This window comes from Streptomyces sp. NPDC028910 (assembly GCF_055564955.1).
The window spans coordinates 28,519-51,342 of sequence record NZ_JBVHVF010000023.1; the positions used below are offsets into that span (position 1 = coordinate 28,519).

Annotated in this window: 18 protein-coding genes and 2 pseudogenes; 9 read left to right on the forward strand and 11 right to left on the reverse strand. The window is 73.8% G+C overall.

All coding sequences use genetic code 11. The features are described from left to right. Nucleotides 1-71 precede the first annotated feature (71 nt). The 3 genes from ACZ4TV_RS25170 to ACZ4TV_RS25180 all read left to right on the forward strand — a co-directional run bounded on the left by ACZ4TV_RS25170 (nucleotide 72) and on the right by ACZ4TV_RS25180 (nucleotide 3,643). On the forward strand, nucleotides 72-953 hold the full coding sequence (locus tag ACZ4TV_RS25170) for a serine hydrolase domain-containing protein (RefSeq protein WP_468137117.1): 882 nt from the start codon (nucleotides 72-74) through the stop codon (nucleotides 951-953). Nucleotides 954-1,037: 84 nt separating this feature from the next. Further along, the gene (locus ACZ4TV_RS25175; protein WP_468137119.1) at nucleotides 1,038-2,585 is read left to right on the forward strand and encodes a cytochrome P450; all 1,548 of its coding nucleotides are present in this window, start codon (nucleotides 1,038-1,040) and stop codon (nucleotides 2,583-2,585) included. Nucleotides 2,586-2,665: 80 nt separating this feature from the next. Continuing rightward, entirely contained in the window at nucleotides 2,666-3,643 is a 978-nt protein-coding gene (locus tag ACZ4TV_RS25180) for a hypothetical protein (protein ID WP_468137121.1), read from the forward strand. A 48-nt stretch (nucleotides 3,644-3,691) separates the two neighbouring features. Here the strand turns inward: ACZ4TV_RS25180 and ACZ4TV_RS25185 are convergent, their stop codons facing one another. Together ACZ4TV_RS25185 and ACZ4TV_RS25190 are read right to left on the reverse strand one after the other, a co-directional pair. Then, nucleotides 3,692-4,213 (reverse strand): gluconokinase, encoded by a 522-nt coding sequence (locus ACZ4TV_RS25185; protein ID WP_468137123.1) that lies wholly within the window; start codon nucleotides 4,211-4,213, stop codon nucleotides 3,692-3,694. 151 nt (nucleotides 4,214-4,364) lie between these two features. After that, entirely contained in the window at nucleotides 4,365-5,249 is an 885-nt protein-coding gene (locus tag ACZ4TV_RS25190) for a sigma-70 family RNA polymerase sigma factor (protein WP_468137124.1), read from the reverse strand. A 131-nt stretch (nucleotides 5,250-5,380) separates the two neighbouring features. Between ACZ4TV_RS25190 and ACZ4TV_RS25195 the strand changes: the two genes are divergently transcribed. Continuing rightward, entirely contained in the window at nucleotides 5,381-5,731 is a 351-nt protein-coding gene (locus ACZ4TV_RS25195; RefSeq protein ID WP_468137126.1) for a hypothetical protein, read from the forward strand. A 29-nt stretch (nucleotides 5,732-5,760) separates the two neighbouring features. Here ACZ4TV_RS25195 and ACZ4TV_RS25200 read toward each other — a convergent pair whose 3' ends face one another. The 3 genes and pseudogenes from ACZ4TV_RS25200 to ACZ4TV_RS25210 all read right to left on the reverse strand — a co-directional run bounded on the left by ACZ4TV_RS25200 (nucleotide 5,761) and on the right by ACZ4TV_RS25210 (nucleotide 9,194). Then, complete coding sequence (locus ACZ4TV_RS25200; protein WP_468137127.1) at nucleotides 5,761-6,804, reverse strand: DNA polymerase III subunit beta family protein; 1,044 nt, start codon at nucleotides 6,802-6,804, stop codon at nucleotides 5,761-5,763. Between the two features lie 104 nt (nucleotides 6,805-6,908). Further along, complete coding sequence (locus ACZ4TV_RS25205) at nucleotides 6,909-7,283, reverse strand: VOC family protein (protein ID WP_468137129.1); 375 nt, start codon at nucleotides 7,281-7,283, stop codon at nucleotides 6,909-6,911. Between the two features lie 7 nt (nucleotides 7,284-7,290). Next, nucleotides 7,291-9,194, reverse strand: a pseudogene (locus ACZ4TV_RS25210) (ABC transporter ATP-binding protein). A gap of 148 nt (nucleotides 9,195-9,342) precedes the next feature. Here ACZ4TV_RS25210 and ACZ4TV_RS25215 point away from each other — a divergent pair. After that, nucleotides 9,343-11,373 carry an AMP-binding protein gene (locus ACZ4TV_RS25215; protein WP_468137130.1) on the forward strand — a complete coding sequence of 677 codons (2,031 nt, stop codon included), beginning with the start codon at nucleotides 9,343-9,345 and terminating at the stop codon, nucleotides 11,371-11,373. On the opposite strand, the gene ACZ4TV_RS25220 is transcribed toward ACZ4TV_RS25215, so the two are convergent. Further along, a complete protein-coding gene (locus ACZ4TV_RS25220; RefSeq protein WP_468137132.1) occupies nucleotides 11,336-13,219 on the reverse strand; it encodes a GNAT family N-acetyltransferase in 1,884 nt (627 codons plus the stop codon). The genes ACZ4TV_RS25215 and ACZ4TV_RS25220 overlap by 38 nt on opposite strands. Before the next feature lie 95 nt (nucleotides 13,220-13,314). Between ACZ4TV_RS25220 and ACZ4TV_RS25225 the strand changes: the two genes are divergently transcribed. Further along, a complete protein-coding gene (locus ACZ4TV_RS25225; RefSeq protein ID WP_468137133.1) occupies nucleotides 13,315-13,737 on the forward strand; it encodes a DUF350 domain-containing protein in 423 nt (140 codons plus the stop codon). 98 nt (nucleotides 13,738-13,835) lie between these two features. Here ACZ4TV_RS25225 and ACZ4TV_RS25230 read toward each other — a convergent pair. From ACZ4TV_RS25230 to ACZ4TV_RS25245, 4 genes and pseudogenes are all read right to left on the reverse strand, one after another. Then, nucleotides 13,836-15,049 (reverse strand): annotated as a pseudogene (locus ACZ4TV_RS25230) (acyltransferase family protein). Then, nucleotides 15,046-16,089, reverse strand: a complete 1,044-nt coding sequence (locus ACZ4TV_RS25235; protein ID WP_468137135.1) for an alpha/beta hydrolase — start codon at nucleotides 16,087-16,089, stop codon at nucleotides 15,046-15,048. Before ACZ4TV_RS25235 ends, ACZ4TV_RS25230 begins: the two are co-directional and overlap by 4 nt. Before the next feature lie 241 nt (nucleotides 16,090-16,330). Beyond that, a complete protein-coding gene (locus tag ACZ4TV_RS25240; RefSeq protein WP_468137136.1) occupies nucleotides 16,331-17,011 on the reverse strand; it encodes a response regulator in 681 nt (226 codons plus the stop codon). Continuing rightward, complete coding sequence (locus ACZ4TV_RS25245; RefSeq protein WP_468137138.1) at nucleotides 17,008-18,381, reverse strand: sensor histidine kinase; 1,374 nt, start codon at nucleotides 18,379-18,381, stop codon at nucleotides 17,008-17,010. The genes ACZ4TV_RS25240 and ACZ4TV_RS25245 overlap by 4 nt, the downstream gene beginning before the upstream one ends. A gap of 83 nt (nucleotides 18,382-18,464) precedes the next feature. Between ACZ4TV_RS25245 and ACZ4TV_RS25250 the strand changes: the two genes are divergently transcribed. From ACZ4TV_RS25250 to ACZ4TV_RS25260, 3 genes are all read left to right on the forward strand, one after another. Beyond that, nucleotides 18,465-19,412, forward strand: coding sequence for an AEC family transporter (locus tag ACZ4TV_RS25250; RefSeq protein ID WP_468137140.1), 948 nt, complete (start codon nucleotides 18,465-18,467; stop codon nucleotides 19,410-19,412). A 395-nt stretch (nucleotides 19,413-19,807) separates the two neighbouring features. Further along, nucleotides 19,808-21,316 (forward strand): DUF4246 domain-containing protein, encoded by a 1,509-nt coding sequence (locus tag ACZ4TV_RS25255; protein ID WP_468137141.1) that lies wholly within the window; start codon nucleotides 19,808-19,810, stop codon nucleotides 21,314-21,316. Nucleotides 21,317-21,435: 119 nt separating this feature from the next. Next, nucleotides 21,436-21,828, forward strand: coding sequence for a hypothetical protein (locus tag ACZ4TV_RS25260; protein WP_468137142.1), 393 nt, complete (start codon nucleotides 21,436-21,438; stop codon nucleotides 21,826-21,828). Here the strand turns inward: ACZ4TV_RS25260 and ACZ4TV_RS25265 are convergent. Then, a complete protein-coding gene (locus tag ACZ4TV_RS25265; protein ID WP_468137143.1) occupies nucleotides 21,782-22,795 on the reverse strand; it encodes a trypsin-like peptidase domain-containing protein in 1,014 nt (337 codons plus the stop codon). The two genes, ACZ4TV_RS25260 and ACZ4TV_RS25265, sit on opposite strands and share 47 nt — an antisense overlap. Nucleotides 22,796-22,824 lie beyond the last annotated feature (29 nt).

Below are 22,824 nucleotides of genomic sequence, written 5' to 3' on the forward strand. Positions count from 1 at the left end.
CGGGTGGGGGAGCGCCGACTCCGCCGCGACGCGCCGGGAGGCCGGCGTCCGGCTCGTTAACGTGAGCGACCATGACGCTCTTGAGCGACCAGGCCGAGGCCGTCCGGACCCTCGTCGAGTCCGCCGACCCCGGGGCGGTGTGGGCCATCGGCGGCCCCGAAGGCCTCCAGGCGGGCTCGGACGGCGCAGACGCCGGAGACGCCGGAGACGCCGGAAACATCGGACACGCCGGAGAAGCCGGAAGCAACGGAGACGCCGGAAACACCGGACAAGCCGGACGCGCCGGAGAAGCCGGAGACAGCGCGGGCGCCGGCCTCGACGTTGGCGGCCTCACCGCCGTCCTCGCGCTCTGGCCGGCCATCGGGAGCCTCGTCGACGAGGGCGCGCTGAAGCTGCACACCCCGCTCACCGCCTACGGGGACGCGGCCGCCGCCGACACCCCCGGCGGGACCACCGCCCACCACCTGCTCACCCAGGCCGACGGGACCGCCGCCCTCACCCGCCTCGCCGAACACCTCTCCGGCAGCCCGCTCGCCGATCTCGCGGCCACCCGCGTGTGGCACCCCCTGGGCATGACCCGCACCCGGTTCGCCGACGGCACCCTCCGCGCGCCCCTCGCCGACCTCGTCCGCTTCCTGCGCCACCTGCTCTCTCCGGCGGACCCGCACGGACCGTCGGGGCCGGGCATCACCCGCGCCTGGACCACCGAGTCCCTCCGCATCCGCACCGGCGAACTCACCCCCGCCCGCGGCCTGCTCTGGCATCCCGCCCCGCACGGCGTCTGGACCCACCACGCCCCCCAGGACGGCGGCCCGGCCCTGTGGGTCTCCCCCCGCCACCACCGCTGGGCGGTCCTCCTCCCGACCACCGACCACCGCCCCCTGCGCACCGCCTTCCGCGAGGCCGTGTTCCCCCCGCCTGCCCTGCTGGCCGGGCTGGACCCACTGGCGTAGTCCTCGGGGCGCGCGGTCCCCAGGTGGGACGTACGGTGATGCCGATGTCGCCGAGCGTTGTCGTTCCGCTGCGGAGGTACACGGATGCGTACGGTCCAGGGGGTCGTCCTCGACGGGCTCAGGGCCCGGGTACGGGCCCTCGCGGAGCGGACCGGAAGGCCGGTGCGGTCCGCCCCGGGCACCGTCCCGGTGGCCGGGGCGCCCGGCGCCCGCCGCCGCACCGAGCGAGTCGGTCGGTCGCCCCGAGGGGAGGCGCCGCTCGCGGACCACGGGCCGCCCGTGCGGGGGCTCGGCGCGGAAGCCCCCGACCGGCGGACATCCGTAAAGGAATCGTTCCGGCACGCGGCCGCCGCCACCGAAAGCACCGCCTTCGCCACCCTCGGGGCCTTCCTGCGCGGCCTCGCCGGCCCGCGCCCCCTGCGTCGCCCGGGCGCGGTGCGCGCGTCAGCCGCCGCGCTGCGCGCCCTGCGCGCGCGCCACGGGGACGCGCCCGCCCTCCTGCGCACCCGGTCCGGAAAGCCCGTCCTCGTGCTGCTCGACCCGCAGGACCTGCGCCGGTTCTACGCCGAACCCCTCAGCGTCCTCGCGGCCGACCCACCGGAGAAGTGCCGCGGCCTGAGCGCGGCGGAGCCCGCCGGCACCGGCTGCTCCCGCGGCGAACTCCGCACGGAGCAGCGGCAGATCAGCGCCGAGGTGCTGGCAGCGGGCCGGCCCGTGCACCCTTCGTGCGGACCTTTCCTGGCGGCCGTCGCCGAGGAGGCCCGGCACCTGACCGCCGCCCGCACCCTCGAACTCGCCCGCGCCCGGCACGCCGTGCACCGGGCCGCCCGGCGGATCGTGCTCGGCGCCGCGGCCGCCGCGGACGAGGAGCTCAGCGGGTGGCTCAGCCAGCTGCGCGCCGAAGGCAAGGGCCTGCGCGGCGGCCGGATGCGCGCCGCCCGCTCCGTGGACGACAAGGTCCGCGCCCGCATCCAGGACTACGCCCGCCACGCCGACGCCGCCACCCTCGTCGGGCGGGCCGCCCGCCACGCCGACCCCACCGGCACCCTCGACCCCGTAGGCCAGGCCCAGCACTGGCTGCTGGCCATGGACGCCGTCCCGGACACGCTGCTGCGCACCCTGCTCCTGCTTGGGGCGCACCCCGCCGAGCAGCACGCGGCCGCCGCCGAAGCGGCCGCCGAGGCCGCCGGCGGCGCGGCCCGGGGTGAACTGCCCAGGCTGAGAGCCTGCGTCCGGGAGTCCCTGCGCCTGTACCCGGTGGTGCCCGACCTGATCCGCGTCACCCGCGCCGAAACCGAATGGCGGGGCGTGCGTTACCCGGCCGGCACCTCGGTGCTGCTGCCCGCCGCGTTCCATCAGCGCGACCCCGAACGGGTGCCGGCCGCGCACGTGTTCGTGCCAGGCCGGTGGAAGAACCCGGGCGCGGACCAGGACATCCGGATGGCGCCCTTCAGCCACGGGGGCGGCCGCTGCCCCGGCGGCCAGCTCGGCTTGATGATCACGGCCGCGCTCTGCGCCGAGGTGCTGCGGGGTCACCGGGTCCGGGGCGCCCGGCCGGTCCTGGACCCGGTCGGGCCGCTGCCGGCGACGCTCGACCCGCAAGGCATCCGGCTCACCCTCATCCGCCGCTGACGGCGCCTCCGGCCGACGGCCTCCCGCCGCTGACCACTGCCCCCTGACCACTGCCCCCTGCCGAACCCCACGAGGAACCCATGCCCGACGCCGCGACCTCCGCGTCCACCGCCCCGGACGTCGACCTGCTCGACGCCCCGTGCCGCGCCCTTGCCGAGGCAGCCGACGCGGTCGGCGAGGCCGCCCGCTACGCCTCCGCCCTGGCCTTCGGCCCGCGCCTGCCCGCGGCCGCCCTGGCCCGGGGAGGCCGCATCCGGCTCGGCTGGCGCACTCTGCTGCGTACCCTCACCGACCCGGCGGGCCTGGGCTGGGCCCCGCGCGGCCGGGGCGTGGCCAGGGCCGGACGGCTCGCCGGAGTCCTGGCGAGCCGGGAGAGCCTCGCGATCAGCATCGCCGTCTGCGGACTCAGGGCCCGGATCCGGGCCGCGAGCGCGGCTCGTCCCGAACTCCTGGAGGACCCCGGCGCGGCGGCGGTGCTGCGGGCCGTGGGGGCGGGCCGACAGGCCGAGGCCGTCCGCCTGTTCCGCGCCCTCATGCGCGAGCAGGGCGCCCAGCACGCTTTCTCCCTGCTGGCCCCGTCCTTCGCCGACATCCTCGCCTGGAACGCCCTGACCGACGCGAACCCCTTCAACGACCACGCCGGCTGGCAGGTCGCCACCGGCCGGGCCCAGACCGCCGAGCCGTTCCTCGGGCTCGGAGCCGCCGTCTGGGCCTTCTGCGACCGCGGCCCCGGTCAGCCCGAACGGCCCCGGACGGGGGGTACGCCCGCCCACGGTCCCGTCCGACGAGGTGTCACGGGCCGACCGCCGCGGCCGGTGCCCCGGGCGACGCCCCGCCCGGCGCCCCGGCCGCCCGACCGCGGCCTGAGCGGGCATGCCGCCGCACTGCGCACGCACGCGGTCCGGCTGCGCGGGGCGGCCGCCACGCCCGGCTGGCGCGGCCCGGAGGCGGGCGCCCTGCGCGCCGAGGTCGAGATCCTCGCGTCCCGCTGCGCGACGGCGGCCGACGACCTCGACCTCGCCGCCGCCCAGCTACAGGACCAGCGACCCGGGCCTTGACCAGCGAGCCGACCATCAGTCGCTGAGACCGGTCACGGTGACGTGTCCTCAGTCCTCGGGTGTGCGGAGCCGGCGCAGGGCGGTCAGCACCCGTTCGGTGATGTCCTCGGGGGAGCCGGACACGTCGACGACGACGCCGAGTTCGTCGTCCTGGAGCGGTTCCAGCGTGGCGAACTGCGAGTCCAGCAGGGTGGTGGGCATGAAGTGGCCCTTGCGGGCCGCCATCCGCTTCTCGATCAGCGAGCGCTCACCGGTGAGGTGGACGAAGACGGCCCCGGGGGCGGCGGCGCGCAGCCGGTCGCGATAAGCGCGCTTGAGCGACGATGCGGCCACCACGCCGCCGCGCAGCCCGGCGCGCTGGCGGATCCATGCGCCGATGGCGTCCAGCCACGGCCGCCGGTCCGCGTCGTCCAGCGGGGTGCCGGCCGACATCTTGGCGACATTGGCCGCCGGATGGAACGTGTCGCCTTCGGCGTACGGAACGCCCAGCGCCTCCGCGAGCAGCCGGCCCACGGTCGTCTTGCCCGTGCCGGCCACGCCCATCACCACAATGACGCGCTGGGTGCTCACGCCTACCTCGCTGTCCTCGTCGGCATCGGTCCGTGCGGCACCACTGAAGCATGACCACCGAAGGCAGTCCTGGACCGGGGCTCCACGAGGTCCTGACCGGCCGCACCGAACACGCGGTGATGTTCCAGGCCCCCGACCCCGCCGCCGGCCGTCAGGCGTCGAGCACGGCGAGGTCGAGCTTTCCGAGGCGCTCCGGTTCCGCGACGATGTCGATCTCGGTGATGAGGCCGTCGTCGATCGTGAAGCCGAGCACCAGGAACAGCCGTCCCAGCGGGGCCATCGCCAGGCCGGCCATGCCGTTGACCAGGGCCGGCTGCGTGGACCGCGCCCGCTGCATGGCGGCCATCGCGCCCTTGGCGACGGTGACGGCGCCGCTGATGAGGAGGGGGGCGGGGCTGGGTACGACGGCCTTGTCGGCCCGGAGCACCACATCGGGATGGAGCAGCGCGACCAGCGCGTCGAAGCTCCCGCCGCGGGTGGCGGCCAGGAAGGCGTCCACGACGCGGCGTTGACGGGACAGATCGGCTTCGGGCACCAGCGGGGCGCCCTTGACCCGGCGGCGCGCGCGGCTGGCGAGCTGGCGGGTCGCGGCGGGGGACTTCTCGATCATCGGGGCGATCTCGTCGAAGGGCACGGCGAACAGGTCGTGCAGCACGAACGCGAGCCGCTCGGCCGGTGCCAGCGTGTCGAGCACCACCAGCAGTGCCAGCCCGACCGAGTCGGCCAGCAGGGCCTCCTCCTCGGGGTCGACGGCGTCCTCGCGGCTGACCGCCGGGTCGGTGGGATACGTCTCCATGGAGTCCTCGCGCCGGGACTCCCGCGAGCGCAGCATGTTCAGGCACACCCGCGACACGACCGTGGTCAGCCATCCGCCGAGGTTCTCGACGTCGCTGGTGTCGGAGCGGTTCAGGCGCAGCCACGCTTCCTGGACGGCGTCATCGGCCTCCGTGAGTGAGCCGAGCATCCGGTATGACACTGCTCTGAGATGAGATCGGTGCTCTTCGAAACGCTCCGTCAGCCATGAACCCTCGTCCACCCGTCTCACATTCCTTCCTCACGGCGATCACCAAAAAATAGATCACCAGGAAGCTGGATAATGGCGGTGAACGGCAGAAGCACTGGAGACGCCGGACACACGTGATGGTCCGGCAGGAGAGGGAGCCCCCGATGGACGTGCAGCACTTCGAGCGGATCACCGCTTTCATCGAGGCGCGGCTCACCCCGCTGTTCGACGCGGAGACGGGCAGTGAGTACGGCTTCGGGATGGACGACACCTCCCGTGCGCTGCGCGCCCTGCGCAACTCCGTCCTGGAGGCGTCCGCCATCAAGGGCCTCATCGAGAAGCGGGAATCGGCCGAGCCGGCCATGCGCCGCGTCATCGACCAGTCGGTGGAGCACAACTGGGACGTGCTGCGCGGCATCGCCCGCCAGTGGGAGGACCACGCCGACTTCCGCCACGAGTTCAAGCACCACGCATGGGAACTCGACCACCACCACGCCGCCGCCGCGGGGAGCTGAGCCCCTGAGGTCAGCTCCCCGCGTCCCTTTCAGGGGCGGTGCGCGGGCAGGGCGACCGGCATCACCAGGGTGGTGAAGGTGCCCTGGTCGGCGGAGCGGACCAGGACCGGCCGGGACGGCGCGGAGACCTCCAGGAGGACGTCCGGCCCGACGCTCGCCTCCAGGGCCGGCGCGAGCACCGCCGGATCGAAGCCGATCCGTACGGGCTCGGCCTCCGCGCGCAGGGCGGGCAGGGCGGTGTCCGCCACCAGCAGCCGGTCGCGGCCCAGTTCGACGGCGACCGCCGGGGCGTCCCCGCAGGCGTCGAGGGCGGCGAGCAGCGCGGCCCGGTCCACGACCACCCGGTGCCCGGGCGGGGTCATCGCGGCGAGCGCGTCCCGGTAGGCGGGGTACTCCCCGGCGCTCACCGCCACCTCGCGGCGGCCGCCCGGGTGCCGGACCACGAGCGGGGTCCCTGCCGAGCCCGCGACGAGGGTCACCTCGGCGGCCCGGGCCGCCCACGCGCCGAGCCCCACCAGGGCGTCCGCGTCGATCAGCACCCGCCCCCGCGGCCCGGTCACGGCGGCGGGCCGCAGGGTGCGCAGCGAGAGCCGGTAGCGGTCGGTGGCCACGAAGCGGACCTCGTCCTCCTCGAACTCCACGAGCACGCTGCCCAGTACGGGGTACGCGGGATCGCTCCCCGCGGCCGGCGCCACCTGCCGGGCCGCGCTCGCCAGTTCGGCCCCGCCGAGGGTGAACTCGGTGACCGCCGCAGCGCCCGGCAGCCCCCCGAGCACCGCCCGGATCGCCGCGTCGGCGGCCCGGCCGCGCTCCCGGGCCGCCGCCCGGTGCCGCTCCAGTACCTCCCGGGCCCGCTCCGGCGGTCCGTCGAGCACGACGACCACGTCCGCCAGCGCCAGCCCCGTCTCGCGCAGACCGCGCAGGAGCGCGGCCCGGGGCTCCTGCGCGGGGGAGTAGAAGCGGTAGCCGGTGGCCCCGTCCACGTGCGCGGGCAGCAGCACGCGGCAGTCGTCGTAGAAGCGCAGGGCACTGGGCGCGAGCCCGACCCGCCGGGCGAACGCGCTGATGCTCATCAATTCAGGTTCGGGTGATTCAGGTTCAGGTGTGCCGTCCATGACCGCAATGGTCGACTTTCATCCCGCTTGAAGGTCAACCCGCGGCGCGGACCGGCCACGGATCAGCGGCCGCCGCGCGGCGTGGTCTGCTGAACCGCCCAGCCGTTGCCGTCCGGGTCGGAGAAGTAGACGAAGGAGCCCCAGGGCAGGTCCTGGATCTCCGTCACCTCGACCCCCCGGCCGCGCAGGTCCTCGTACGCCTCCTCGATGTCGGTGACGACGACCTGCATGTTGTCCAGCGACCCCGGGGTCATCCGGGTCAGGCCCTTGCCGATCGCGATCGAGCAGGCCGACCCCGGCGGCGTCAGCTGCACGAAGCGGATGTCCTCGCTGACGGTGACGTCGTGGTCGGCGTTGAAGCCGATCTTCTCGTAGAAGGCCTTGGCCCGGTCGACATCGGTGACGGGGACGGCGACCAGTTCCAGTTTGATGTCCATCACGGCATCATGCTCCCGGCACCGGTGCCGCACCGCCCGATGCCACGTCGGCAGGCGTGTCCCCCGCCGCGAACTGGGTGCGGTACAACTCCTCGTACCGGCCGCCCGCCGCCAGCAGCTCGGTGTGCGTGCCCCGTTCCACGATCCGGCCGTCCTCCACCACCAGGATCAGATCCGCCGCCTGTACGGTCGACAGCCGGTGCGCGATGACCACCGCGGTCCGGCCCGCCAGGGCCTCGCCCAGCGCCTCCTGCACCGCCGCCTCCGAGGTGGAGTCCAGGTGCGCGGTGGCCTCGTCCAGGATCACCACCCGCTGCCGGGCCAGCAGCAGCCGCGCGATGGTCAGCCGCTGCCGCTCCCCGCCCGACAGCCGGTAGCCGCGCTCGCCGACCACCGTGTCCAGCCCGTCGGGCAGTGAGGCGACGAGGCCGTCCAGGCGGGAGCGGCGCAGGGCCTCCCAGACCTCCTCCTCGGAGGCCTCCGGCCGGGCCAGCAGCAGGTTGGACCGTACCGACTCGTGGAAGAGGTGCCCGTCCTGGGTGACCATGCCGAGCGTCTCGCGGATCGAGTCGGCGGTGAGGTCCCGTACGTCGACCCCGCCGAGGCGGACCGCGCCAGCGTCGGCGTCGTACAGCCGCGGCAGCAGCTGCGCGATGGTCGACTTGCCGGCGCCGGAGGAGCCGACCAGGGCGATCACCTGGCCCGGCTCGGCGCGGAAGGACACCTCGTGCAGCACCTGCGTGCCGCCCCGGGCGTCGAGGGTGGCAACCTCCTCCAGGGAGGCGAGCGAGACCTTCTCGGCGGCGGGGTAGCCGAAGGAGACCCGGTCGAACTCCACGGCCACCGGGCCCTCCGGCACCCGGCGGGCGTCCGGCTTCTGCGCGATGAGCGGCTTCAGATCGAGGATCTCGAAGACCCGCTCGAAGCTCACCATCGCGCTCATCACCTCGACGCGGGCGCCGGCGAGCGCGGTCAGCGGGGCGTACAGCCGGGTCAGGAGCAGGGCGAGGGCGACGACGGAACCGGCGTCCAGGGAACCGCGCACCCGCCGAGCCCGTAGACGAGCGCGAGGGCCAGGGCCGAGACCAGGGTGAGCGCCGTGATGAAGGCCGACTGGGCCATCGCCGTCCGGATCCCGATGTCCCGCACCCGCGCCGCCCGGGCCGCGAACTCCGCGGACTCGTCGGCGGGCCGCCCGAACAGCTTGACCAGCGTCGCGCCGGGCGCGGAGAACCGCTCGGTCATCTGGGTGCCCATCGCGGCGTTCAGCGCCGAGGCCTCCCGCTGCATCGCCGCCATCCGCGCTCCCATCCGGCGGGCCGGCAGCACGAACACGGGCAGCAGCACCAGCGCCAGCAGGGTGATCTGCCAGGAGATGCTGAGCATTACGGTGAGGGTCAGAAGCAGGGTCACGGTGTTGGCGACCACCCCCGACAGGGTGTTGCTGAAGGCCCGCTGGGCGCCGATCACGTCGTTGTTCAGGCGGCTGACCAGGGCCCCCGTCCTGGTCCGGGTGAAGAAGGCGACCGGCATCCGCTGCACGTGGTCGAAGACCGCCGCCCGCAGATCCAGGATCAGCCCTTCGCCGAGCGTGGCGGAGAGCCGGCGGGTCAGCAGCCCCAACCCGGCCTCGGCGACCGCGATCAGCGCGATGAGCAGGGCGAGCCGGGTGACCGCACCGCTGTCGCCGCCGTCCACGATGGCGGTGACGACCCGGCTGGCGAGCACCGGGGTGGCCACCGCCAGCAGCGCGGTCACCACGCTCAGCAGGAGGAAGAGGGTGAGCCCGCGGCGGTGCGGGCGGGCGAAGGCGGCGACGCGGCGCAGGCCGGCCCGGGAAAGGGGGCGACGGTCCTGCTGGGCGTTCAACGCACTGTGCAGAGAGGTCCAAGCGGTGACTTCCATGTCCATGACCCGAACGCTAGGACCTCAACCAAACTCGAGGTCAAGGTTTGGGTGCCGGACCGCCCGCAGGAGTCGTCAACTGCCCGCTGTACGACGGATTTTCGCCTGCGCGAACCGGCCGCCCGTTGTCGGTGCCCGGTGGCATCATCGGTCCATGACGCAGGGATCCGAGTCCGTACGCTTCGGCAAGAGCACCACCGACACCGTCCTGCACCGCTTCGAGCAGTGGGCCCGGGACACTCCCGACGCCCGCGCCCTCATCGCCGGCCCCGAGAGCCTGACCTACGGGGAACTCGACACGCGCGCCAACCGGCTGGCGCACCATCTGCTCGCCTCCGGCCTGCCGCCCGGCGGCCTCGTCGCCATCGGCACCGCCCGGCAGGCCGACCTGGTCGTCGCCCTGCTCGCCGCCCTCAAGGCCGGCGGCTCCTACACCGTCATCGACGTCGAGACCCCGCGCCACGGGCAGCGGCAGCTCGCGACCGCAGAGCCCTTCGTCCTGGTCACCCACGCCGCCCACCACGCCGCCCTCGACAACGGCAGCGGGCTGCGGGTGATCCGGCTCGGCGCGGAGGCCGCCGCGATCGCCGGACGGCCCGCCGGGCCGCCGGGCGCCCCGGCACCCGGCCACGCCGCGGCGGCCCTGTTCACCGGGGGAGGGGGAGGGGGAGCCGAGCCGCGCGCCGTCACCGTCGGGCACGCCCTGCTCCTCACCGCGTACGAGGGCTGGGCCGAGGTGGCCCGGCTGACCCCCGGGGACCGGCACCTGATCACCGCCGGGACGGACGTGACCGCCTTCGCCGCGGGCTGGACCCGGGCCCTGTGCTCCGGCGGCGCCCTCGTCCTCGCGCCGACCTCGCCCTGGACGCCCGAGGACGTCCGGGCGGCGATCGGGACCGAGCGGGTCACCGTCCTGCACACCGATCCGGCCGGTGCCGGCGCACTGCTGCTCCGCGACGCGGAGCCCCCCGTCCCCGTCCCGCGCCCGCGTCGTGAACCGGCCCCGAACACCGGGTCGTTGCGGCTGGTCACGGTCACCGGAGACCGTCTCTACGCTGACGAGCTGGACGCCCTGCACGCACGGCTGCGGCCGGGCGTACGGGTGCTCAACGCGTACGGCCTCACCGAGACGGCCGGAGTCGGCGCCCACTTCGAACTCCCGCAGCTGCGTGGCCCGCTCGACGACGTGGAGCAGACCTCCCTGCTCGGCACCCCCTTCCCCGGCTGGCAGGTCCACGTCCGCGACGGGGAGATATGCCTCGCCCCGCCCGGAGGCGGCGACGCGATTCCCACCGGAGACCTCGGCGTGCTCCGCCCGGACGGGCTGCTGGAGTTCGGCGGCCGGATCCGGGACCGGATCACCCTGCCCGGCGGCCGCTCCGTCGACCCGTACCCCGTCGAGTCCGCGATCCGAAGCCACCCGGGCGTCGGCGCGGTGATCGTGAAGGGGGTCGACAGCCTCCGCGGCCCGCGGCGGCTCGTCGCGTACGCCGCCCCGCCGGCCGGCGGCGAGGCGTCGCCGCCCGGGGGCGTCGTCCTGCCGGACATCGAGGAACTGCGCGACCACCTGGCCGGGAAGGTGCCCAGAGAGGAATACCCGCGCACCGTGATCCGGCTGCGCACCCTGCCCCGGAATCGGGCGGGCCAGGAGGACCGGGCCGCCCTGCCGCTGCCCATCCTGCCCGCCATGGCGGCGCGGCCCGGCGGGAGCAAGTCCGCCAAGTACGGGGCCGCCGCGGACGGAGGCGAGTTCCCGGCCTCCTGCGCGGGCGGCTGCGGGGGAATCGGCCTGGGCTTCATCGCCCTGATCCTCACGCAGTTCCTCTGGCCGGGATCGACCGATCTCGGCGGCGTCCCGCAGCCCTGGGCGTTCCTGTTCTTCGTCCTCTACGTGGTCGAGTGCTTCGCCTTCGGCGTCGGGGTGGTCTTCCTGTTCGGCGGCCGCGCCTGGATGCGGCGCCACCGCCGTGGCCACACCCTCACCGCGGCCGCCCATCTGGCCGTGGCCTACCTGCTGTTGGCGTGGTGGCCGCAGGACAACCTCTACCGGCTGGCCGCCAAACAGGACTGGCCGCGTCAAGCCGCGCTCGTCTACACCTTCAACATCCCCCTGATGATCGCGGGCCTCATCGTCGCCGCCTACGTCGTCAGCAAACCGTCGGATCCCTTCGACTTCGACGACTGACCGGCCCGGGCCCGGACCCCGGCCCCGGCCCCGGCCCCGGCCCCGGCTCCGGCTCGGGTGGGCCGAACATCGCTCCGACCGCCAGGGCCCCCGTCCGCACCAGCGACTCGGCCGCGTCCAGCACCTCCCTGCTGTGCGCGGCCACCAGCACACCCAGCCACGGCGCGGGCTCGAAGGCCCCCGTCGGGATCGCGGGGACGAACACCGCCCCGAGCTCCGCGCAGCCCTGGGCCAGGCCCTCGCACAGCTCCTCCCACTGCGCCTCGGGCAGCCGCGCGCCCAGCTCCACCCGGTCGGCGATGCGTACGAGGTGCCCCGCGCCCCGCAGCACGTCGAGCCGGGCCGCCACCATGAAGGCGACGGACGGTCCCGTCAGCCGCAGGTTCGTCTCGGTCGGCGCGAGCCGGCCCGCCGCGTCGGCGACGAAGTCCACGTCGAACCAGCCCCGGTAGCCGGACGCCGCCAGCTCCCGGCCCACCGCCGCACCGAAGGCGGCGAGGGGTTCCTCCGCCCACGCGGGCACCACCCCCGGCCCCACGGTGGCACCGCGGTAGCAGCCGTCCGTCACGTCCATGACCGCTCCGCCCACCTCGTGCACCCGGCCCGCGTCGTCCACGAAGCCGTCGTACGTCAGATCCCGCGGGGCGCCGTCCCGCGCCGGACCGCTGACGTACTCCTCCACCAGCAGCGGCCCGCGCGGCAGCCGGCGCAGCACGGCACGGGCCCCGCCCGCGGCCCGGACCTCTCCGGCGGTGACCACCGTGGTGCCCGAACCCCCGACACCGTGCTCCGATTTCAGAACAGTGCTCTCGCCCGCCTTGGCCCGGGCCGCCAGCAGCCGCACCGCCGCCCACCGACTGGTGGCCCGCCACTGCGCGGGGAGCACGATCCCGGGATGCCCGCCCTGCGCCAGGATCCGCCCGAACAGCGCGTGCGCCGCGGACTTCGACTCGTAGCGCAGCTCCCCGGCCCGCCACGGCCGGCCCGCCAGCCGCGCGAACGGCCGGGTGCGCCCCCACGGTACGAGCGGCAGCCCGGCCCCCGTCAGCAGCGCGGCCAGCGCCGGCCGGGCCCGTACGGCATCGAGGAGCCCCGGGTCCCGTTCCACCAGGCCGTCGTACACCTCGACCCCGGCCCAGCCCAGTTGGCGGCAGACCAGCTCGGTCCAGCCCTTCGGCACCGCCCGGGGCAGCACGAGAGCAGCCGGGTACGGGCTGTAGAAGGCGGCCAGGCAGGCGTAGTGGTGCGCCGCCAACTGCTCGCGGTCCAGGGAGGCGTCGGCGAACTGCGCGTTGAACTCGGCGACATTGCCCAGGTGCACGGCCCGCCCGCCCCCGGTCCACGCCCGGGCCCAGTCGGCGAGCGGGACGGGAGCCGCCTCGAACCGTACGAGGGCCGACGGGTCGGTGCCGCCGGCGGCCCCGACCGGGGCGGGCACCGCGCCCGCCTCCCGCACGGCCACGGCCCCCATCGCCCGGTAGAACCCGGCCGCGTGCGGATCGGAGTCGATCACCAGCCTGCGCACCCCCAGTTCCACGGCCCGGCGCAGCACGTCCCGGTACAGCAGCCGCCCCACGCCCTGCCCGATGGCCGACGGCTCCACGAAGAGCAGCCCCAGGGCCGCCAGCGGGGGAGTGCCCTCCAGGGAGGCGAGCCCGAGCACCGCACCCTGCTCGTCCTCGGCGACCACGATGCGGCGTGCCGTCACGTCGCCGGCCCGGATCCGCAGTTCCTCCGCGCACGCGGCCAGGAACCCCGCGTCGTACCCCCAATGCGCCTTGGACCGCATCACCAGCCCGGTCAGGGCCTCCGCTTCGGCCGCCCGCGCCGCCCTGACCTTTGCCATCTGCCGACCTCCCCATGGTCCGCCGCAAGGCCGTGCGATAGATTCGGCCTCCCCACGGCACATACTTTCCCACCCACGCGGAGACAGGCTTCTCAATGAGCGACATCATCAACGGACTTGGCCGCACCAGCGCCTACGGCGCCCTGGGCCTGGTCCTGCTGATCCTCGGCATCGTCCTCGTGGACGTGCTGACGCCCGGGAAGCTCCCGAAGCAGATCTGGGAGGAGCGCAACCGCAACGCGGCCCTCTTCCTCAGCTCCGCGCTCCTCGGCATCGGCGGCATCGTCTTCACCTCGATCTGGACGACCTACGAGGACTTCGGCAAGGGCCTGCTGTCGACCGCGGCCTTCGGTGTGCTCGGCCTGGTCCTGATGGCGGTGGCCTTCCTGGTGCTCGACCTGGTGACCCCGGGCAAGCTCGGCGCCATCGTCGTCGACCCCCAGCCCCACCCGGCGGTCTGGGTCTCCTCCTCCTGCAACCTCGCCGTGGCCGCGATCGTCGCCGCCTCGATCGCCTGAAGCGGAGCACCCGTACCTAACGAGAGCGCCGCTCCTCCGAGGGAGCGGCGCTCTCGCCGTACTCCGGCGCCCGCCGGACACCGCCTGACAAAGCACCACTAGGCGAGGCCCAGCGCGAACACCGCGAAGCCCGCCGCCAGCAGGCCCGCCGCGGTCCGGCGTACCGCGGTCGCCCCGCGGCCCTCCTCCGGCGGACCCTCGAACCGCCTCGCGTACCGCGCGATGCCCACCAATAGCGCCGCGAACACCGGCATCCACGCCAGCCGCGCCGCGATCCAGCCCGGGCTGTCCGGCGCCGTCGTCAGCCCGGCCAGCTCGCCCACGAACGACCCGGGCACGGCCGCGGCCAGCATGGCCGTCTGGTGCCAGCACAGGATCGTCATCGCGCACAGGTTGATCACGACCACCGGAGCCCACAGGGCCGGCCGGGCCAGCAGCCCCGCCAGCCGGCCGCGCAGCAGCATCGCCGCGCCCGACTGTGCCGAGGCCAGGGCCAGCACGAGCAGCGACGGCGGGTGCGAGTTGGTCCGCGCCGCACCCGGTACGCCCACCATCGACGCCGGATAGTGGAAGACCGCCAGCAGCGCCGCGAACAGCAGCGTCCCGCCGGCCAGCAGCAGCCAGGCGCCCCGCCGCCCGATCCGCCGCTCGCCCCAGGAGACCCCCAGCTGGTACGCGAACAGCCAGCCCGGCAGGACGTTCACCAGGGACAGCCAGGACGGTACGGAATCGGCGAGCGGCCCGTAGCGCAGGAAGTCCACCAAGGCGACCGAACCGAGCAGCGGGGCCGCCGCCCAGCCCCCGAGGCGGCGCGCCGCCCGCACACAGTACGGGGTCAGCGCGGTGACCACCACGTACACCCCGACGAACCACAGCGGCTGGATCACCAGCGTCGCCCCGGTCCGCAGCGAGGCCTCCGGCACCCCGGCCGCGTACAGCACGGGCACGGCCAGCGCCCACACCGCGGTCACCCCGAGGACCGGCCGGGGACGATCCGGCCCTTCAGCCAGGCGCCCGCCGACCCGGTGCGGCGCCGGTAGGAGAGCGCCGAGGCGTACCCGCCCACCAGGAAGAAGATGCCGAGCATCTGCAGCACCCAGCTGGCCGGTGCCAGCCCGCCGAAGGCGGACAGCGGGCTGGCGTTGTGCAGGCCGCCGCCGGAATCGAGCGTGAAGCCGCCGAGCAGCCAGTGACCGGTCGGCACGGCCAGCAGCGCCAGGGCGCGCAGCCCGTCGATCGCCCGGTCGCGGTGGGCGGGGGTCTGCCGGTCGATCCGCTCGGCGCCGGCGCGCAGCATCGTGAGCGTACTCATCGGAGCTCTCCCCCGGCGATCGCGGCGAAGGCCGCCAGTGACTGGGTGCCGGGTGTGAAGTAGCCGGTGTGGCCCCGCACGTCGGCGGCGGGCACCCGGCGGGCGCCGAAGGCCGCGGAGGTGGGGTCGGCCCCGTGGCCGATCCCGGCGAACTCGACGTTCGGGACGTCCGCGATCCAGTCGGAGGGGCCCCGGGCCGCCCAGACGCGGGCGCCGGTGCGCAGCGCGGCCGCGGTGCCGGCGCGCATCCCGGGGGAGCCGAAGGCCACGATGTCGGTGGCGTCCGTGTGCCGGGCCGCCAGCCCGCAGACCACCGAGCCGTAGCTGTGGCAGAACAGCACCGGGTCGGGCGCGCCGACCGCGTCGAGTCCCGCGGTGAAGCGGGCCAGCCGGGCCGCCCCCGCCGTGGCCAGCCGGCCGTCGGCCGCGTCCATGCCGACGCCGACGGGGGTGGTGTAACCGATCCACGCGACGACGGCCGTGGACCCGCCGGTCGCCGCGCGCAGCGCACGGGCCATCCCGGCCGGGCCGGTGTGCGGTGTGCGCCGGGCGTCGTAGCCGGCTGCGTCGTTGTCCGATCCCGGCACGATCACCGAGACGTGCCGCGCCCGCGCCAAGTCCCCGAACACCTCGGCCACCTGGCCCCGGCCCCGCGGATCGAAGGCCAGGATCTGCCGGTCCGGCGCGGCGAGGGAGGCGTACCGGGCCTCACCGGTGGCGGCCAGGGCGATCCGGTTGGCCTCGTACCGCAGGGCGAGCGGCGCGCCCTCCAGGTTGCCCACCACCAGCGGGTGGGACCGTACGAGCTCCCGGCGCGCGGCATCGTCCAGCCCGGCGAAGAACCGGGCCACCTCGTGCGGCGGCGCGGTCGCGGGATCGGGCAGCGACCGGCCGTACGCCGTATCGGCCCGCCACGCGGCCGTGCCCGGTGGCGGCCCGGTGACCGCCGCCTGACCCTCGCCCGAGGCCCATCCCGCGGTTCCCGCGACGACGGCCGCCGCCAGCGCGGCCATGACCAGCGTCCTTCCGAAGCGGCGCATGCCCCTTCTCCTCTCCTCGTGACGAGGAGGAAGGTAAGAAGGAAGTACCCGCGGCTACGTCGGACTGGGGAGCCAGGTCGGATGTCATACCCGGGTAGGGGGTGGAGGAGACGGGCTGCTTCCCCGTCCCGGGTTGCTTCCCCGTCCCGGGTTGCTTCCCCGTCCCTGCCGCGCGCTCCGTTCCCCACCGACCCCGGAAGACGGGGGCGCGGGCGAGGGCGGGCGGGCGAGCGGGCGGATCTCAGCCGGAGTCGCCCGGCCGCACCAGCCCCGCCTCGTAGGCGAAGATCACCGCCTGTGCCCGGTCCCGCAGGTCCAGTTTGGCCAGCACCCGCCCGATGTGCGTCTTCACCGTCTGCTCCGCCAGCACCAGATGACCCGCGATCTCCTGGTTCGACAGCCCGCGCGCGATGAGTTCCAGTACCTCGGTCTCCCGCGGGGTGAGGCCGCTGCGCCGCAGCGCCGGGTCCTTGCGCGGCGCCGGCCGCTGCTGGACGAAGTCCGCGATCAGCCGCCGGGTCACCGAGGGCGCCAGCAGCGCCTCGCCCGAAGCCACGACCCGTACCGCCGCGATCAGATCGGCCGGCGGGGCGTCCTTGAGCAGGAAGCCGGAGGCACCGGCGCGCAGCGCCTCGTATACGTAGTCGTCGATGTCGAAGGTGGTCAGCATCAGCACCTTCGGCCGGTGCACCACCCCGGGCGGGGGATCGAGGATCTCCCGGGCCGCCGTGAGCCCGTCCATCTCCGGCATCCGCACGTCCATCAGCACCACATCGGGGTGCGTGGACCGGGACACCCGCACCCCCTGCCGCCCGTCCGGGGCCTCGCCCACCACATCGATGTCGGCCTGCGCCGACAGCAGTGCGGCGAACCCCGCCCGCACCATGGCTTGGTCGTCGACGATGATCACACGGATGGTCAACTGGCGTCCTCGGCCGGGTCATTCAAGGGCAGACGGGCGGCGACCCGGAAGCCCCCGTCGGGCAGCGGACCGGTGTCCAGCGTCCCGCCGGTCAACCGTACGCGCTCGCGCATTCCCACCAGACCATGCCCCGTGCCCGAACTCTCCAGCGGCACCACGGCATCGCGGGCCGGACCGTTGACCACGAGCACCAGGATCTCCTCCTCGCCGGCCGTCACCGAGACCCGGGTGGGCGCGCCCGGCGCGTGCCGCACCACGTTGGCCAGGGCCTCCTGCACGATCCGGTACGCCGACAGGTCCACCGCCGGCGGCGCCGCTCCGGCCGCCCCGGCCGCCAGGGACAGCTCCACCGGCTGCCCGGCCCGTACGGTCGCCTCCACCAGCTGCTGGAGCCGGTCGATCCCCGGCTGCGGGGTCCGCTCACCGCCGGCGCCGTCCGCCCTGCCGGCCCCGTCCGCCCCGCCCGCCCCGTCACCGCGCAGCACGGTCAACAGCCGCCGCATCTCGCCCAGCGACTCCCGCGCGCCGGCCGCGATCGCCGCGAACTCCTCCCGTACCGGCTCCGGCATGCCCGGCAGCCGGTACGGCGCCGAATCGGCCTGCACGGTGATCACCGACATGTGGTGGGCCACCACGTCGTGCAACTCACGGGCGATCCGGGCCCGTTCCTCCAGCAGGGTCCGCCGGGTGCGCTCCGCCTCGCTGATGCTCTCCTGCTCGGCGATCCGCTGCTGCGCGTCGCCCAGACCGCGCAGCGCGCCCGTCAGCACCAGCATGACCCCGCCCAGCACGAAGAGCAGGGCAGCGGTGTTCATCGCGCCCGCCGGCTGGAAGAAGCCCAGCACCGCACCGACCGCGCCGGTCACCAGCCACACCCCGACCAGCGTCCGGATGGACTCGCGCAGCCCCAGGCAGCCCATCAGCACCAGGTAGCCGACGATGGTCATCGGCGGCCACGGCCAGGCGTGTCCGGCCACCTTGTCGGCGTGGATCAGCAACACCGCGCCGAAGGTGTCCGCGAATAGGACGGTGCCCCAGGCCGGCAGCGGCCGGGTCACCGCGAGGAGCAGCGGTACGGTCTGCGCCACCCCGAGCGCACCCGACCAGCCACCTGCCGCCCCGTAGTCGTTGGCCAGCACCGCGATGGTCACCGGCAGCAGCGTCACGACAAAGATGCCGACGACGGCGTACGGCAGGCCCCGCTGCCAGGCCTTGGGCGCCTGCGCGAACAAGGGCTGCGCCGCCCGGGCGGGCGTGCGCAGCACCACGGCGAGCTGCGCCAGCGCGCCCGGCACCCGGGCACCGGCCGAAGGGGTGCGGATGCGTTCACGGGTCCGGCCGCGCAGCCGGGTACGGGCTTTGTCGCTCATGATCGGACCAGCCTATGCGCAGTCGGGCCCGGGAGGGGGAACGCGTAGGCTGCTCGCCGGTCGATCACGGGGGAGCCGAACGCATGGGTGGGGCAGCCGCACTCGAGAAACTGGTGCCGGTACTGCTGGCCTTCGGCGGCGGGGTGCTGCTCGCGCGCCGCAAGATCGTCCCGGCCGAGGCATCCAAGGTCTTCTCCGACTACGCCTTCCTCTTCGCCGTCCCCTGCTACCTCTTCGGCAACATCTACGCCAGCGACCTCGCGGTCCTGTTCAACTGGCGGGCGATCGGCGGCTATGCCGCGGCGGCGGCCCTCGCGGTGGCGGCGGTGGCCGCGGTGGCGGTCGCCCACGGCCTGCGGGAGCCCCGCGACGTGGCGTTGCGGGTGGTGGCGGGCGTGCAGGTGAACACCGCCTATTTCGCGGTCCCCGTCTTCATCACCGTGTTCGGGACGGCGGCGCCGATCTTCCCGATCCTGCTGTTCCAGGTCTGCGTGCTGTCCCTGGTCGTCATCTCCCTCATGGAACTGGGCCGCGCGGGGCCCGTCGCGGGCGGCCCGGGCCGGCGCCTCTCGCGCGCCGTCAGCGCCTCCCTCGTCACCCCGCTGGTCCTCGCCTGCAACGCCGGGATCCTGCTCAACCTGCTGTCCGTACGAGTCCCGGCCGTGGTCCTGGACGGAGCCGCCTTCGTCGGGGACAGCGCCTCCCCGGTGGCCCTGTTCGCCCTCGGGCTCCACCTCGGCGGCCTCGGCCTCGACCTGCGGGGCACCACGCGCGAGGAGCTGGCCCTCATAGCCTTCAAGTGCCTGGCGTTCCCGCTGCTGACCTGGGCGGTGTGCGGGATGCTCTTCGGGGTGCGGGGCGAGTGGCTGGCGTACCTCGTCCTGATCGCCGCGATGCCGACCCCGCAGAACCTGTTCATCTTCGCCCAGCGCTACGCCGTGGGCGTCGACCTCTCCGCGTCGATAGTGATCAAGAGTTCCCTGGTGTCCCTGCTCCTGCTGCCCCTGTGGCTGCAGACTGTCGCCGTATGAACGCATCATCGCTATCGCGCGGCGCCGTCACCCTCGGACTGCTCGCCGCCTGACCGTGCACGACCTCGAATTCCGGCGAGTGGTGCCGCCGACAGGTTCCCTCTTCGGCGCCGCGCAGGCGCACGATCGAGTCGCCAAGGGCGACGTACACCATCGTGCCATCCAGGGGTCGCTGAGCCAGATCGCTCAGGAACGGGACCGCCGGCCGATGATCGCAGGCTCCGAGAGCCATGACCATCTGGTACTGCGTTTCCCATGTCCGCCGGTCGCGAACCTCGCGCGACTACGCCGACGCCCTGGCTCCCGGGCCGGCGATGACGGGGACCGCGGCTGTGGTGTCAGTCTGCTGAAGTATCCTTCCCGCCACTGCACACCGACAGTAGGGACCAAGAGAATTGACCGGCCTGTCTGCTTTCCCGCTGCCCTTTCATGCTTCCCGTTCCATATCTTTCGCGACACCCCGAACGCTGCGGGAACTCCAGATGATGCAGTGCAGCGCGCACATTCGGGCGAAGCCGGGGTGGTTCGACAAGATGAACGATGCCGACATCGTCGCCAGGTGGACGCAAGAAGCGGTCGGCCAAGGCCTCACCGAAGCGCAGATTCGTTACGTGCTCGCCGAACTCCCGCATTACGCCGCGCTGCGGGACGGACGAACCGGCGTCGAGGTGTCCGCCGTCGACGGGGTGTGGCAGTCGGACACGCTGGTCGACGACAAGCTCAGATCCCGGCTGCGCGAGGCGGTTCGGGTTCTGGAACAGGTCCCCGAAACAGAACACGACTGGCATCCCGGATCCGACGGCCAAGTACTGGATCTGGTTCATCCCTCACTGTTCTGCCTGGTGAGAGACGTCAGCGGTGCGCCCGAGCGGGCTTGGCAGAATCCGACGGACCGCTACTCGAAGTACGAGTTCTCGGAGAAATTCCAGTGGCTACCCACGGACGTCGACGTCAGTGACGACGGCGATGTCGCCTTCCGCTCGTACGTCAACAACGTCCACCCCGAGACTCATCGGGAACTAGCCTCCGTTTTGCCGGACTTGTTCGCGCGCTTTCGCCCGCTGCTGGAGAACGTGCTCACCGATCTGCGCCATCCGCGGCCCCTGCGGATCGAGGCCGATCCTTACGGGTGGTACGACTCGGAGCCGGAGTATCCGGACAAATCCTCCTATAGTGATGGTGAGGCTTACGCAGAAGCCCGCCGTGCATGGGAAGCGGCCCAGGACGACTGGTGGGAAAACCGCCGTCCGGTCATCCCGGATGCCCCGGCCTTCACCCCGCCCGAGTTGCCCGATGAATCCGCCCGAGTCGACCTGCGCGGCCGCCGTCTCCAGGTCATCGTCAAGCTGGCCACTATTCATCTCACCCCGGACAAGCCCGAGTACCCCGGCGGTTCCTGGCATGTCGAGGGGATGCTGAACGAGCGGATTGTTTCGACCGGGATCTACTACTGGGACAGCGAGAACATCACCGAAAGTCGGCTGAGTTTCCGGGCGGCACTCGACGACCCGGACTACGAACAGAACGACGACAACGGCCTGCGCGAGGTCTACGGCCTGGAGAACGAAGACGCACTGAACCAGACGCTGGGATCGACACCGACCCCAGCGGGCCGCTGCCTGGCGTTTCCGAACATCCTGCAACACCGCGTCGGCTCATTCCGCCTCACGGACCCCACCCGCCCGGGATATCGCAAAATTCTCGCGTTCTTCCTGGTCGACCCGTCCGAAAAGATCGTCTCGACATCCGATGTGCCACCGCAACAACCATGGTCCGACACTTCGACCATGACGCTAGAACAGGCCAAGCACTACCGCGAACAACTCATGCGGGAACGCAAGTTCTTCGTCGACGAACACAACGAGCAGCTCTACGAACGAGAATTCTCCCTCTGCGAGCACTGAGTTTCATTTACGTAGCGCCGGGTCCCCGCGCGGGTCGGGGCCCGGCGACGCGTACGGGAACTGCTCGCCCCGCGCGCATCCGCTCGTACCCCCGGGGCCGATCGGCTCGTTGACCCGGCATGGAACTGCCGACCATCGCGGCGCCGGGCGTCGGGGAACGGGCCGACGCCGTGGCCGATGCCGCCTGCCACCTCTACGACACCATCGCGCCCTGGGGGATCGGCGCGCCCGGAGGGTGGAGCCGGACCGCGGCCGAGGACGCCGCCGAGGCGATCGAGACCACCGCGCACGCCCTCGCGTCCATCGACCCGGGCGCCGAGGTCGTCCTCGCGCCCGTCCACGCCGCCCTCGCCGAGCTGCGCCGCCGGCTCGGCCTCGCCTCCGCCGAGGTGTCGGTCGGCGACGGTCTCCCGGCCGCCCCGCGTACGGTCGGCAACCCGCGCCGGACCCGCTGGGTGCGGGCGCTCAGCGCGCCTTTGCCCCGGCAACCGCCTTCTCGTACAACTTCCTGACGGCCGTGCCGAAGTAAGAGCTGTACGAGGTGTCGGCCGTGTCCCCGCCCGTCTTCCAGCCGCCGATGACCCCGACCACGTCACCGGTGCCCTTGCGCCCGTCGTAGCGGACCAGGAACGGGCCGCCGCTGGTCCCGCCGGGATAGCCGGTGCAGCGGATGCGCAGGAAGGATCCCGGGATCCGCTTGTCGGTGCTGGTGAACTTCGTAGTCCGGTTCACGCACAGGCGGGGACGGGCGGCGGATGCCGGATAGCCGATCAGCGAGACCCGCGCGTGCGCGTAACCGGCGCCGGTGACCAGCCGGTTCCCGCCGACCACGTCCTGCACCGGGAAGCCGCGGGCGTCCGGCCCCACCTGGGCGAAGGCCACGTCGAGGGTGGCCGCGCGGTCGACGCCCTGCGACCGGTAGCGCGGGTCGATCCAGATCTTGGAGCGCCCGTCCGCGCCCTTCAGGACCGGGAACATGCCGTACGGCTGCGGATTCGCGCGCGTGTAGCGCGGTACGAAGGCCACCTGCCGGGTGTCGGCGCCGAGCAGGCAGTGCGCCGCGCTGAGCACGAGGTTGCGGCCGGGGGAGGCGACCACGCTCGCGGTGCAGAAGTAGGTCCCGCCGCCCTTGACGAGGAACATCCGGCCGACGACCGGGGTGCCGTCGAAGTTCTGCCCGATGCCGGGGTCGGTGGCCGGCAGCCGGGGGAGGACCGGACGCGCGGGGGCGCGGACGGGGGCCGGGCCGGACGGGGAGGCGGCCGGGATCGGTTCGGGCGGTGCGGGGGGCGCCGGTGTCACGAGGGGCAGCGGGACGGCGGAGGCCATCCGTTCGGCGGTCCAGAAGGACTCCGCCTCGTGGACGGACCAGCGGCCGGCGGCCACCGGGGCGGCGTTCCCCGCCTCGGCCACGGGCAGCGGCCCTCCGGGCACCAGCAGGGCGGCCGCCACCGCGGCCATCGTCAATGTACGTCGCATGCGGGAGCTCCTAGGGGACACGGACACCG

What these genes read in the sequence shown, in the direction of transcription:
- ACZ4TV_RS25170 (WP_468137117.1), top strand. Translation starts at nt 72, where the DNA reads ATGACGCTCTTGAGCGACCAGGCCGAGGCCGTCCGGACCCTCGTCGAG.
- ACZ4TV_RS25175 (WP_468137119.1), top strand. Translation starts at nt 1,038, where the DNA reads ATGCGTACGGTCCAGGGGGTCGTCCTCGACGGGCTCAGGGCCCGGGTA.
- ACZ4TV_RS25180 (WP_468137121.1), top strand. Translation starts at nt 2,666, where the DNA reads ATGCCCGACGCCGCGACCTCCGCGTCCACCGCCCCGGACGTCGACCTG.
- ACZ4TV_RS25195 (WP_468137126.1), top strand. Translation starts at nt 5,381, where the DNA reads ATGGACGTGCAGCACTTCGAGCGGATCACCGCTTTCATCGAGGCGCGG.
- ACZ4TV_RS25200 (WP_468137127.1), bottom strand. Translation starts at nt 6,804, where the DNA reads ATGAGCATCAGCGCGTTCGCCCGGCGGGTCGGGCTCGCGCCCAGTGCC.
- ACZ4TV_RS25205 (WP_468137129.1), bottom strand. Translation starts at nt 7,283, where the DNA reads ATGGACATCAAACTGGAACTGGTCGCCGTCCCCGTCACCGATGTCGAC.
- ACZ4TV_RS25215 (WP_468137130.1), top strand. Translation starts at nt 9,343, where the DNA reads ATGACGCAGGGATCCGAGTCCGTACGCTTCGGCAAGAGCACCACCGAC.
- ACZ4TV_RS25220 (WP_468137132.1), bottom strand. Translation starts at nt 13,219, where the DNA reads ATGGCAAAGGTCAGGGCGGCGCGGGCGGCCGAAGCGGAGGCCCTGACC.
- ACZ4TV_RS25225 (WP_468137133.1), top strand. Translation starts at nt 13,315, where the DNA reads ATGAGCGACATCATCAACGGACTTGGCCGCACCAGCGCCTACGGCGCC.
- ACZ4TV_RS25235 (WP_468137135.1), bottom strand. Translation starts at nt 16,089, where the DNA reads ATGCGCCGCTTCGGAAGGACGCTGGTCATGGCCGCGCTGGCGGCGGCC.
- ACZ4TV_RS25245 (WP_468137138.1), bottom strand. Translation starts at nt 18,381, where the DNA reads ATGAGCGACAAAGCCCGTACCCGGCTGCGCGGCCGGACCCGTGAACGC.
- ACZ4TV_RS25250 (WP_468137140.1), top strand. Translation starts at nt 18,465, where the DNA reads ATGGGTGGGGCAGCCGCACTCGAGAAACTGGTGCCGGTACTGCTGGCC.
- ACZ4TV_RS25260 (WP_468137142.1), top strand. Translation starts at nt 21,436, where the DNA reads ATGGAACTGCCGACCATCGCGGCGCCGGGCGTCGGGGAACGGGCCGAC.
- ACZ4TV_RS25265 (WP_468137143.1), bottom strand. Translation starts at nt 22,795, where the DNA reads ATGCGACGTACATTGACGATGGCCGCGGTGGCGGCCGCCCTGCTGGTG.